The sequence below is a fragment of the Streptomyces sp. NPDC015125 genome, assembly GCF_043080045.1.
Lineage (GTDB): Bacteria > Actinomycetota > Actinomycetes > Streptomycetales > Streptomycetaceae > Streptomyces.
This window is the reverse complement of sequence record NZ_JBIBVF010000035.1, coordinates 1-11,424: the sequence shown is the minus strand read 5'-3', so window position 1 is coordinate 11,424 and position 11,424 is coordinate 1. Positions and strand designations below refer to the sequence as shown.

General features: G+C 68.3%; 12 protein-coding genes and 2 pseudogenes. 7 read left to right on the top strand and 7 right to left on the bottom strand.

Annotation, left to right across the window (positions count from 1 at the left end; genetic code table 11):
* Position 1: 1 nt before the first annotated feature.
* Positions 2-406, top strand: coding sequence for a nuclear transport factor 2 family protein (locus tag ACF088_RS40245; RefSeq protein WP_392380953.1), 405 nt, complete (start codon positions 2-4; stop codon positions 404-406).
* A gap of 44 nt (positions 407-450) precedes the next feature.
* On the opposite strand, the gene ACF088_RS40240 is transcribed toward ACF088_RS40245, so the two are convergent.
* The 4 genes and pseudogenes from ACF088_RS40240 to ACF088_RS40225 form a co-directional block, all read right to left on the bottom strand.
* Complete coding sequence (locus ACF088_RS40240) at positions 451-651, bottom strand: hypothetical protein (protein ID WP_392380952.1); 201 nt, start codon at positions 649-651, stop codon at positions 451-453.
* 58 nt (positions 652-709) lie between these two features.
* Positions 710-853 (bottom strand): hypothetical protein, encoded by a 144-nt coding sequence (locus ACF088_RS40235; protein ID WP_392380951.1) that lies wholly within the window; start codon positions 851-853, stop codon positions 710-712.
* Positions 850-1,134 (bottom strand): LysE family translocator, encoded by a 285-nt coding sequence (locus ACF088_RS40230; RefSeq protein WP_392380970.1) that lies wholly within the window; start codon positions 1,132-1,134, stop codon positions 850-852. Before ACF088_RS40230 ends, ACF088_RS40235 begins: the two co-directional genes overlap by 4 nt.
* Before the next feature lie 172 nt (positions 1,135-1,306).
* Positions 1,307-1,426, bottom strand: a pseudogene (locus ACF088_RS40225) (IS481 family transposase); the annotation flags it as partial.
* A 196-nt stretch (positions 1,427-1,622) separates the two neighbouring features.
* On the opposite strand from ACF088_RS40225, the gene ACF088_RS40220 reads away from it, so the two are divergent.
* From ACF088_RS40220 to ACF088_RS40210, 3 genes and pseudogenes are all read left to right on the top strand, one after another.
* A complete protein-coding gene (locus ACF088_RS40220) occupies positions 1,623-1,844 on the top strand; it encodes a hypothetical protein (protein ID WP_327706969.1) in 222 nt (73 codons plus the stop codon).
* 53 nt (positions 1,845-1,897) lie between these two features.
* On the top strand, positions 1,898-2,254 hold the full coding sequence (locus ACF088_RS40215) for a hypothetical protein (protein ID WP_392380950.1): 357 nt from the start codon (positions 1,898-1,900) through the stop codon (positions 2,252-2,254).
* A 395-nt stretch (positions 2,255-2,649) separates the two neighbouring features.
* Positions 2,650-2,808 (top strand): annotated as a pseudogene (locus tag ACF088_RS40210) (IS5/IS1182 family transposase); the annotation flags it as partial.
* 252 nt (positions 2,809-3,060) lie between these two features.
* Here the strand turns inward: ACF088_RS40210 and ACF088_RS40205 are convergent.
* The gene (locus tag ACF088_RS40205; protein WP_392380949.1) at positions 3,061-3,852 is read right to left on the bottom strand and encodes an alpha/beta hydrolase family protein; all 792 of its coding nucleotides are present in this window, start codon (positions 3,850-3,852) and stop codon (positions 3,061-3,063) included.
* A gap of 122 nt (positions 3,853-3,974) precedes the next feature.
* Positions 3,975-5,519, bottom strand: a complete 1,545-nt coding sequence (locus tag ACF088_RS40200; protein WP_392380948.1) for an FMN-binding glutamate synthase family protein — start codon at positions 5,517-5,519, stop codon at positions 3,975-3,977.
* 946 nt (positions 5,520-6,465) lie between these two features.
* Between ACF088_RS40200 and ACF088_RS40195 the strand changes: the two genes are divergently transcribed.
* From ACF088_RS40195 to ACF088_RS40185, 3 genes are all read left to right on the top strand, one after another.
* A complete protein-coding gene (locus ACF088_RS40195; protein ID WP_392380947.1) occupies positions 6,466-7,206 on the top strand; it encodes a dienelactone hydrolase family protein in 741 nt (246 codons plus the stop codon).
* Positions 7,207-7,485: 279 nt separating this feature from the next.
* Positions 7,486-8,310 carry an AraC family transcriptional regulator gene (locus ACF088_RS40190; RefSeq protein WP_392380946.1) on the top strand — a complete coding sequence of 275 codons (825 nt, stop codon included), beginning with the start codon at positions 7,486-7,488 and terminating at the stop codon, positions 8,308-8,310.
* Positions 8,311-8,470: 160 nt separating this feature from the next.
* Positions 8,471-9,652 carry a 4-hydroxybenzoate 3-monooxygenase gene (locus tag ACF088_RS40185; RefSeq protein ID WP_392380945.1) on the top strand — a complete coding sequence of 394 codons (1,182 nt, stop codon included), beginning with the start codon at positions 8,471-8,473 and terminating at the stop codon, positions 9,650-9,652.
* Positions 9,653-10,115: 463 nt separating this feature from the next.
* Here the strand turns inward: ACF088_RS40185 and ACF088_RS40180 are convergent, their stop codons facing one another.
* On the bottom strand, positions 10,116-10,946 hold the full coding sequence (locus tag ACF088_RS40180; RefSeq protein ID WP_392380944.1) for a PIG-L family deacetylase: 831 nt from the start codon (positions 10,944-10,946) through the stop codon (positions 10,116-10,118).
* Positions 10,947-11,424: the final 478 nt, after the last annotated feature.

Below are 11,424 nucleotides of genomic sequence, written 5' to 3'. Positions count from 1 at the left end.
GATGGATCCTGACGTCCGGACCAGGGCCGCGATCGAGGAACACTGGCAGGCATCGGAACATGGGGACACCGAAGCCGAGCACGCCATCTACGCTGCGGACGCGATCCTCGACTATCCCCAGTCAGGTGAACGATTCCGGGGCCGCACGACGATCTCGGCGCAACGTGGCGGGCACCCCGCCGGCCGGCATTTCGCCGTCCACCGGATTGTCGGCGGCGGGGACCTGTGGGTCAGCGAGTGCGTCATCACCTACGACGGAGTGCCCAGCCGCTCGGTGAGCATCATGGAATTCGCCCACGGGCATGTCGTGCACGAGACGCAGTACTTCGCGGACGCCTTCGGCGCCCCCGGATGGCGGACAGCGCTCGCGGAGCCGATGCCCGGCAGGAACATCGCCAGGGCTTGATGCACCGGATGCAGGGACGTGAACCGAGCCGGGCCGCTCGTCCACTACTCGCCGAACGGGGCCGGGTCGATGAGGACCTGCCGCAGTTCGTCGACGTCGACCAGGTCCCACGGGTCGAGCCCTTGGGGCCGGTCCCACTCGTCCATCGGCGTGCCCGTGGTGGTGTGGCCGGTGGCGTACAGGGCGGGGACGTCGTGGTCGATGCCCTCGTCGTGGACGTAGGCGCGCTCGGCGCGGTACAGCACCGGCCCGCGCGTACGGGGGTGTTCACCGTCTCGCCGCTCGTTCCGGCCGTGCCCGGCATCAGGCGGCCTGGCCGAGTCCGGCGGCGGTCAGGTCCTGCTCGCGCAGCGGGGTGAAGTCGCCCCGGGGCGCAGCGTGACTCCTGACAGCCCGTGAGGCTGCGGCGATGTCCTCGACCGTGTAGTCGACGGAGCCGGCCGTCACGATGAAGAACGCGTTGCCCGCGACCCCCACCGCGATCCGGGCCAGCCCAACAGCAGTCCCTGCAGGCCGACATGGCCGTGCGCCGGGTCGACGAACTGCGGCAGCAGCGTGATGCAGAGGATGGCCACCTTGGGATTGAGCAGGCAGGTGAGGAAGCCCATCAGGAAGAGCTTGCGGGCCCCGTCCTGCGTCAACTCCTGGGTCGCGACAGCGGATCGGCCGCCCGGCCGGACGGCCTTCCAGGCCGGCCGGAGCAGGTAGCCCGCTCCGGCCGGCTTGATCGCCAGGTAGTCGACCGTGCGCTCCGCGCGGTGCGGCCTTACCTTGTCGACCAGGCCCGGCGCATGGCCGAGTCTCGTTCTCCGTGGGTGCGGTTCTGACCGTGTACCTGAACGCCGGCTACGACTCGGGCAGGATCCGCACCACCCGCGACCCTGACCCCGTACCTAGTACCTAGCTGTATTGCCCTGTGAGGTTGGGGACGCGGCTGGCGGGTGGTTGGCCATTCAGCGCGGTGTGTCCGCGGTGGTGATTGTAGGTATGAAGCCACTGTGGGAACCCTTGTCGGCGTTCGGCCTCTGAGCGGGGCGCAGGCAGCCTGGCTCCCGCCTTTGATCAGGGTGTGCCCCCGGCGCCCCGGGGTGGATCACTCGGGTGGGCCGCCTTCGTCGTGGGCCCTGCGCCGAACGTTAGTGATCATTTAGTGATCCATTAGCGGGGCCGGGCAGCGTGGTGATCGTCCACGGAAACACTTAGGAAGAGCGAGGATATGCGCAAGAAGCTCAGCAAGGCAGCTGTTGTCCTGGCCGGTATAGCGGCGGCCACCACGATCAGCATGGGGGCGGCGCAGGCAGCGGATGAATACCGTGGCTTCCCCACCCAGAAGGCGTGCATGGACAAGGGGGCAGCGCTGACGGACAACGGTCACACGGCCGGCTACATGTGCACCGAGCAGAGCGATGGCTGGCTGCTCGAGGTGGGCAACGACTGAAAACGGCTCGTGATGAGTGCCCCTGCGCTCTTCTTGGAGCCCATCGGGCCCGAATGTTCCGCATCGCATTGCGGCGGGCTCTGAAGCAGAACGAACATATTCCCCGGGCCTCCGCGGCGGCCCGGGGAATAGGTTTTCGTCAGCCACTGCATGCCGGGCACCAAGACCCAGGTGGCGACACACCTCGTGCGCAGCGTCCGGACGATCAGAGTGCGCACCGCCCGCAGCAGCCGGGCCCGACCAGGGCCCCGGAGCGCCAGCTCGCCGAGACCGACGGCCAGAACGCGGCCGCCGGCGCCCCGTACGACCAGGCACACCCCGCGATCGCCACCTGGACCCAGAGCAGCGCGGCCGACCGCGGCACGAACGAGCTGACGCTGGACGACCTCAAGGCAATGCAGCAGAGCTGACCGACGCCACGCGCTGACGCCCATGGGCTGGATGTCCGTGGGCATCAGCGCGTACGTCGGCCAGTCCTGTGCCCACCACCATGCGGTGACCGCCTCAGCGACCTCGAATGCCTCACCGCCGACGGGGGAGCGGCGCAGCAACCGCCGGTGATTGTCCTGCGCCTGGGCCACCTCAGGACACCCGGCCACTCCCACGACACGGCCGCCACTGTCCGGCACCGTGGCTTTATCGAGCAGTAGTGACGTCACTTGTCGACGGGTTTGGGAGGCACCCAAAACCACGGTCGGGTGATGTTGATGAGTTTGGGTTCTGGCTCACTTTCCGTGGAAGCAACCGTCCCGATCCCGGCGGACCGGGCCCGCAACCGGCAGAACCTCGGCTTCAAGGGTGTCGGCCGCCCAAGTTCGACAAGGCCGACTACTGCGAGCGTCATGCGGTCGAGTGCGGGATCAACCGCCTCAAGCGCCACCGAGCAGTGGCAACTCGATACGACAAACTCGCCGTGCGCTACGAAGCGACCGTGCTGATCGCAGCCATCAACGAGTGGCTCTGACCGACCTAAATCCTTCAATGGCACCCTCTTCCGAGCACTAACGTGGCCTCATGGGGATCAGCGTCCAGGTCCGGACATTCACAGGTGTGGTCGAAGCCACGTGCGTGCATCCTGCCGTCGCTGCCCTATGCGGACGGGCGGCGAGCCAGAATCTGCCCCTGCTCGGATGCGTCGACCCCTGCGACGACACCGCAAGGCTCACCGATACCTCGTCTTCAGCGGCGACTGACGACGCCACTTTCACAACAGGCCCTAACACACCTGAGATGTCTCTCCTGCGGGCCGTGGCCCGTGGATGTACTGATCGGCCCAGGCGCTGATGATGTGGGCGGCTCGCTGCGCTTGTCCTCGGGCGGTCAGGAGATGGTCTGCTCCTTCGAGCGAGACGAAGCTTCGCGGGTGCCGTGCTTCGCGGAAGATCTCCCCGGCGTTGTCGATGTCGACGGTGTTGTCGGTCGGCGAATGCAGGACGAGCAGCGGCAGGTCCAACTCGCCAATGCGGTCGCGCAGATGAGCTCGGCGGACGTCTTCGACGAAGGCGCGCTTGAGGACCAGGGTCCTCCCGCCGACGAACCACTCGTGCGAGCCTTCGCTGAGCACGCGATCCACGACCGCGTCGTACTGTCGCTCGACGTGGCTGGGGTCGACAGGCGCCCCGATCGTGGCGACCGCGCGGACGCCGGTTGCCTCGGCCGCCGCGGCGAGGACGGCGGCGCCTCCCCATGAGTGCCCCACCAGCAGGTCCGCCGGAGTTCCCCGCTCCGCCATCATGGCCGCGGCACGGATCGTGTCCTGGACCTTGACGGTGAAGGAACCGTCGCCCCAGTCGCCGTCGGAGTCCCCGATCCCGAGGTTGTCGAAGCGCAGCATTCCGATCCCCTCGCGCGCCAGCTGCTTGCTGACGCGCGACGCGGCCGGCGAGCCCTTGCCGAGTGTGAATCCGTGTACGAAGATTCCCCAGCCGCGGATCTCGCCGTCCGGCAAGTCGATCGCTCCGGCCAGTTCGGGGCCGACGACGCTCTGGAATCTCACTTTTTCGCTCATGTTGTGATCACCTAGGCAGGGGCTGTTCGTGGAGCAGGTGAGACGAGGGTGACACAGGCCGACGCCACGCGCGTGCTCCGGGCGGGGGAGCGGCAAGCGCGGTGCCTGCCGTGATCGGCGCGTCAGGCGGTCGGCTTCCGGTCGGAGGACGGCTCGGCGGTGAGCAGCGCAGTGATCTCCTCGGCGAGGTGCGGGCCGAGCTCGCCCCAGCCGTCCTTGTAACCGTAGACGCCGGCCAGGGTGCGGGCCTCGTAGTCGCCGTTCATGATCTCGATGTCGGTGGCCGTGATGAGCGCCGGGTGGGCGACACCGACGGCCGCCGAGATCTTCAGCAGCTCCTTGCGGAGGGTGCGCAGGTAGACAGCGGCCCGGGTGGCCTTCGAGGTCGGGTCGAGGCCGCGGGCCAGCCACGGGCTCTGGGTGGCGACGCCGGTGGGGCACTTGTCGGTGTGGCACTTCTGCGCCTGGATGCAGCCGATCGACAGCATGGCCTCACGGGCCACGTTGATCATGTCGGCACCCAGAGCGAAGGCGACCGCGGCGTTCTCGGGCAGGCCGAGCTTGCCGGAGGCGATGAAAGTCAGGTCGTCGGTCAGTCCCCGCTCGGCGAAGGCGCCGTAGACCCGGGAGAAGCCCATCCGGAAGGGCAGCGACACCGAGTCGGAGAAGGTGAGCGGCGCCGCCCCGGTGCCGCCCTCTCCGCCGTCGATGGTCACGAAGTCGACACCACGGTCACCTCGCGCCATCAGCGTGGCCAGCTCCTCCCAGAACTCCATCTCTCCCACCGCGCTCTTGATCCCGACCGGCAGGCCGGTCTCGGTGGCGAGCAGTTCGACGAAGTCGAGCATCGAGTCGACGTCGCTGAACGCGGTGTGCCGCGACGGGGAGGCGCAGTCCTCGCCGAGCGGAATGCCGCGGATCTCGGCGATTTCCGGTGTCACCTTCGCGCCCGGCAGCATGCCGCCCAGCCCTGGCTTGGCGCCCTGGGAGAGCTTGATCTCTATCGCCTTGACCGGGGCGCCGGCGACCACATCCCTGAGCTTGTCGATGTTGAAGCTGCCGTCCTCGTTGCGGCAGCCGAAGTAGGACGTACCGATTTGAAGGACGAGGTCGCCGCCGTTGCGGTGGTACGGCGAGAGACCGCCCTCGCCCGTGTTCTGCAGGGTGCCCGCCAGCGCCGCCCCCTTGTTGAGCGCCGTGATCGCCGCGCCGGAGAGCGATCCGAAGCTCATCGCCGAGATGTTCACCACGCTCGCCGGTCGGAACGCCTTGGCGCGCCCGCGCGGCCCGCCCAGCACCTTGGCTGACGGCAGTGGGGCCTGCGGGTCGTGTACGTCGGGCAGCGTGCCGGCGAACGTGCGCTGCTTCAGGTAGGCGTGGCCCTGCGTGTGCTCGACGTCGTTGTCGGTTCCGAACCCGAAGTAGTTGTTCTCCCCCTTCGCCGACGCGTAGATCCAGGTGCGCTGGTCGCGGCTGAACGGGCGCTCTTCGTCGTTGGAGGTCACTATGTACTGCCGCAGCTCAGGCCCGATCGTCTCCAGCAGGTACCGGGCGTGCCCGAGCACGGGGAAGTTCCGGAGCAATGCGTGCTTCTTCTGGACAAGGTCACGAGCGGCCACCAGTGCCAATGCTGTTGCGGTGGCCGTGGCGATGCTCCGGGCGCGCATGTACGTTCCTCTCCTCGATGCTCGACTCCATTGCCGTGCGGTGGAGTCGTCGTGCCGGGCGTTGGGCGGCGGGCACGACACAGCGGGCGTCAGCGTCCGTCGGAGGACGCCAAATGATATTAGGGGCTCGCCCGGACAGAGGGTCGCGCGTGGGGTGGTCTTCCCAGTGGTGGGTGGTCCAGGCGCGTCGGAACAGGCTATGCACGGTGACGCTGGCGTAATACGGCGTAACCCGGCGTAACGTCTAAGTGTCGGCCGGGCCGGGCCGGGTGGGACAAGGGCTGCCGGACGGTCTCGTCGCCGAGACCGCGACCCAAGGAGCTGCGACCCGGTACCTTGCCCAAGTCGTTGGTGCTTCCTCACGTGTCGCCGCCGGCGACCTCGACCGACTCGTGGGCGACGAGCTCCTGGTGCTCGTCACGGACGGCGTGACTCCCGCTCTCCGGACGTACTGGCTGGCTTCCTGGCCCGAACCAATGCAGTGGCTGCGCGCGAGTCCCGTGGCTCGACGCGATACGAAGCAGGCGGCCCCCGGTTGGTGAAACCGGGACCGTGCAGAGCACATGCGAGGAAGTCGGACGTGCAGCGCAATCCGGGCCATGGTCCGAATGGGACAAACGGGACGAGCGAAAGGCGCCCGCCGGGCAAAAAACCCAACGAGGGTCCACGACAAATGACCGAAACGGATCACTGCTTCGGGAAGACGCGACGACACGCCAAGTAGCTCTGCGTAGCGCCTCCGTGGCATCCGGCCCGGAGACTCCGCAAAAACCCGTTAGGCGGACGGGAGCGGCCACTGCTAGCGTTCCGGAGGCCGTGCGAGAGATCGAGGAGGTGGTACCCGTGAACGCAGTATCGACATGGGTGCTCCCCTCCGGGGTCACGGTCGGGCGATAGGCAGGTCGTCCGGGAGCGCCGTCCCAGTGCACTCCCGAAAGGCACAACCATGCATGTCACTTCCGAGCAGCGCCTCGACGACGGCGTCCTCGAACGAGAATTCACCCTCGGTGAGATCCCCGGCATCCTGTGGGCACCCGCATCGGTATCCGCATCATCACCGGCGCCGCTGATCCTGCTCGGCCACCCTCCCCTCGGGCTGCGCAAGATGTACCCCCGACTGGTGGCCCGGGCCCGGCATTCCGCGGCGGATGGCTTCGCCACGGCCACCATCGAGCTCCCCGGAAGCGGTGACCGGCCCCGGTGGCCCGCCGCCGAGCAGGCCCGCGCCGACCTGCGCCGGGCGATGGAGGCCGGCGAGCCGGTCGGCGACGAGATCGTCGACGCTCTCATCCTCCCGCTGGTCGAAAAGGCGGTCCCGGAATGGCAGGCCGCCCTGGACGCCCTCCTTTCACTGCCCGAGATCGGCGGCCCGGTCGGTTACTCAGGGGGAGTGATCTCCCTCGGCATCCGGCTGGCGGTGGTCGAGCCGCGCATCTCGGCGGCCGTCTTGTTCGCCGGGAGTTTCGTGCCTCGCGCCATGTTCGAGGAGGCCCGGCAGGTCACCATTCCCCTGCACGTCCTGCTGCAGTGGGACGACGAAGGGAACGACCGGCAGGCGGCCCTGGACCTGTTCGACGCATTCGGCTCCAAGGAGAAGTCCCTGCACGCCAATATGGGCGGGCACACCGGCGTCCCGCAGTTCGCGGGGGACGCCGCGGCCCAGTTCTTCACCCGACAGCTGAAGTGAGGCCGGGCCGTCAGACCGGCAGCAGACGGTAGCTGATGTCGGCCGGCATGCCGCTCATCGAGGACGGGCCCCGGCCCTCCGCAGCTCTCTGCCGTGGGCCCCTGCTGCACTCTCGGCAGGGGCCTGTGCTGCCTGAGGTCAGCCGACGGGGCCGCCCATGCCGTTGCGGTTCGGTTCGCGGCCCCCATTGGTCCCACCAGGCCGGTGACGGTATCTCGCTCCTCAGGTGGGCGACTCCTGAATCGGCACAGACATCATTCACCGGTAAATTGACGCCCTATGTCCAAAACTCGCCGATCCGGTCCGTTATCCCCTCAGTCACGGTCGACCGCGCCTCACAGCGGGGCCTGGATCTCGCACGGCTTCCAACTCGCTCCGCACTCCCACTCCGAGGGCCAGCTGGTGTACGCGGCCGCCGGGGCACTGGCCACCACGACCGAGCGTGGAACCTGGGTCGCTCCTGCTCACCGCGTAACGTGGACACCGCCGGGGTTCGAGCATGCGCACCGCTTCTACGGCACTACCGACGCCCGCCTTGTCACGGTCCCGGTCGACCTGTGCGGCGAACTGGTGGCACACCCCAGCGTGTTCGCGGTGGGCCCGCTGCTGCGCGAGGCCCTGCTGGCGCTGACCGACCGAGCGGAAGCCCGCCCCGGCCCCGTGCGACGGTTGCTCGCCGTGGTGATCGACGAGCTCGCCGAAACCCCCGAGCAGTCCCTGCACCTGCCCGAGCCCCACGACGACCGGCTGCGCGCGGTCACCGATCTCCTGCACGCAGATCCCGGCCGGAGCGCGACCCTGGCCGACCTCGGGCAGGCCGCGGGAGCCAGCGAGCGGACCTTGAGTCGCCTGTTCCACGCCGAACTCGGCATGAGTTTCCACCGCTGGCGCACCACGCTCCGCATCCACCACGCCCTGGCGCAGCTCAGCACGGGCCGGTCGGTCACCGGCACGGCGATGGAGTGCGGCTGGTCCAACCCGTCGAGTTTCATCGACGCCTTCACCGAGATCGTCGGCCAGACCCCCGGCCGCTACCAGGCCGATCTGCGCAACCACAGAAGTAGCCGATTGAGGTCCGCCGCGCGTCCCGGCGCTGCCCGCTGACACGTTGGCGGGTTTCCGGTATGCCCTGTCTCCATCCCGGTTGGTGGCGATGGCTGCCGCGCCCACAGTGGTGAGGCAGGCCGCACTCTCCGTGCGGCACGGCGGCCGTGCATCTGTGGCACGGCCGGTTGTCCTCCTCGCCGAAAGGCTCGCACCACACATGGTTGAGACAGCGGAGAACACCACCACCAGCGTCGTCATCGTCGGCGCCGGAGTGGCCGGGCTCACGCTCGGCAACTTCCTCCTGCGCAGCGGCATCAGCTGCCTCATCGTGGAGAAACACAGCCGCGCATACGTCGAGACGCGGCAGCGTGCGGGTACCGTCGACAGCCGCGGCGTACGGATGTTCCGCCAGTGGGAGCTTGCGGACGTCGTGAAGGACGGCTCCTCCCCGAAGGAGATCACCGGCGGCACCTGGATCGACGGGGTCATGTACCCCTTGAGGTTCGGAGCCGACGACACCGACGCTGTCTTCATCCCTCAGCAGGTCCTCGTCCGCAACCTCACTGACGCCTTCCTGGAGGCCGGTGGCGACCTGCGCTTCGAAGCCCTCGACGTCAGCTTGGAAGACATCGACAGCGAGCGCCCCGCGGTGCGCTACCGCAATTCTGACAGCTCGGCCACAACCGTCACCTGTGACTTCATCGCCGGCTGCGACGGTTTCCACGGCGTCAGCCGGGCCTCCATCCCCGCCGACGCGCTCACGCTCCACTCCCACGAGTACAAGTTCTCCTGGCTCAGCGTCATGGCCGAGGTGCCGGCGGACCCCTTCGGCATGGCGATCCACGACCGTGGCCTGGCCGGACGGTACCCCCGTGGAGCGGACGCCAGCCGCCTCTATCTCCAGTGCCCGGCCGGCGACACTCCCACGCAGTGGCCGGACGAGCGCGTCTGGAGCGAGCTGCAAGCCCGCTTCGGCGCCGACGTGCCCACCGGCCGCATCGTCGACAAGCGGATCGTCCCGCTGCGGTCCGTGGTGTACAGCCCGATGAGCTACGGCCGCCTCTACCTGCTCGGCGATGCGGCCCACCTCGTCCCGCCGATGAGCGCCAAGGGCATCCACCTCGCCCTCTACGACACCGAGGTGTTCGCCCGCGCGATCATCGCGAAGGTCCAAGACGGCGACGCGAGTCTGCTCGACAGCTACTTCGACACCTGCCTGCGTCACGTCTGGAACTACCAGGCCTACGCGATCTGGATCACTGACCTGATGCACAACGCCGGCGATGCCTCCTACGAGGGAGCCTTCCGCAAGCAGATCACCCGAGCGGAACTGCAGCGCCTGAACGACTCTCCCACGGCCGGCCGCCTGTATGGCGAACTGATCGACGGGCTGCTCTAGTAGGGCTTTGTTACGTGGTCCGAGCCAGGAGCACCGACGTGGCGCCCGGGTGGGCGCATTTGCCCTACTGCACGGCGACGCCCCTGTCCGGAGTCCGGTACAGGGACGTCGCCTGGTATGCCAGGCGGGCGAAGGAGCACTCGGACACGCCTGGTCGGGACATCCCAGAGGTGCAGCGAGGCGCCTCAACGGACGGTCGCAACAGCTTGTCATTGTGGCGACACGCGGCGGCCGTGGGCCGGCACCACACCCGCGGGTAGGGGGAGCAGCTACACCCCGCTACCCGCAAGGGCAGGACCCGGGGACCGACCCCGCGGCCGCGGGCACGCGTCGACGCCGCCGGCGAGTGCCTGGACGTGGGCTGCCGGAGCGGAACTCGCGTGGACAAGCCTCCGGGTGTGTGATCCGCTCGATCGCGCCGTGCGGCCGATGAGCCTTTCCGGGCCTCGGTCGGACGGGCGGATCAGCGCAGTCCGGCGAAGAGATCGTTCTCGGGTACGGCTGCGCCGGTGGCGTCCTTGACACGTACGAAGGTCTCCATGCCCATCAACTCGCCGAACCTCTCCTTGCCCATCTTGAGGAAGAAGATGTTCTCGCCCTGACTGGCGTGCGCGGCCAGCGCATCGAACTTCTGACTGCTGAATGCGGTGGTGTCCACCCACGTGGTGATCTCATCGTCGGGGAGGCCGATCTCGGCCATCGCGGCGGCCTCGGCAGGATCCGGCTCCGGCATGTCTCCAAGCTCACGCATGGTCTCCCCGAACCGCTGCATCATCGAGCGGGGCATCGTCGTCCAGTACACCTTCGGTGTCAGTGCGGTCATCTCCAGCGCCGCCATTGTGATGCGGTGGGCCTGAATGTGGTCGGGGTGGCCGTAGAAGCCGTTCTCGTCGTAGGTGACGACCACATCGGGTCGGTAGTGCCGCATGAGTTCCGCAAGTCGGGCGGCGCCTTCCGCCACGGGGGTCTGCCAGAAGGATCCGGGGGCGTCGTTGCTCGGCCAGCCGATCATCCCGGAGTCGGCATAGTCCAGCATCTCCAGATCGCTGACCTTCAGGACGTCACAGCTCGCCTGGAGTTCTTGGCGGCGCATCGAGGCGACGGCCGCCGGATCGTGCCCGGGATCGCTCGGCTTGACGCCCCCCGGTCCGTCACCGCAACCGCCGTCGGTACACGTCACGAGAACCGTGCGGATGCCCTCCGCCGCGTACTGCGCGAGGACCCCTCCGGTTCCGGTGGCCTCGTCGTCGGGGTGGGCGTGTACTGCCATGAGCGTCAAGGGCCGGTCAGTCATGAAAAAGTCCTCCTGCAGAAATACGTCGTGGTCCGAGCGCGCGGCGGGCGTACCGCGATCCCGGGGCCCGGATCCTGGTGGGGCGGACGACCTTGTGGTCTCCGTGTTCCCCGCCCGTGCGGCGCCGGTCCCTCGGTTGATGCAACCGTGCCGACCGGCCCGGCTGTTCCCGCCGCGGGCGTGGTCTTCGAGGCTTCGGGTTTCCACGCGAACGAGGTACCGGCGCGACCTGCCGTCCTGTGGCACTGCGTCTGGCGTGTGGTGGGTTGCTGACCAGCGCGGTTGCCAGGTCGTTTGAGACCGACTGTGGCCAGCGTCCTCCAACGACCTGGCTCTCGCGGAAGTCTCGTTCGCGATGGATGACTCAACAGGGGTGAACCGTTCCGGCAGGTGCCCCGTACAGCCCCGTGTGTGCGGTCCCGGTGGCCGCGGCGATACGCAGCGAGGGAAGGAGTCGGCATGGCCGGCGGCAACATTC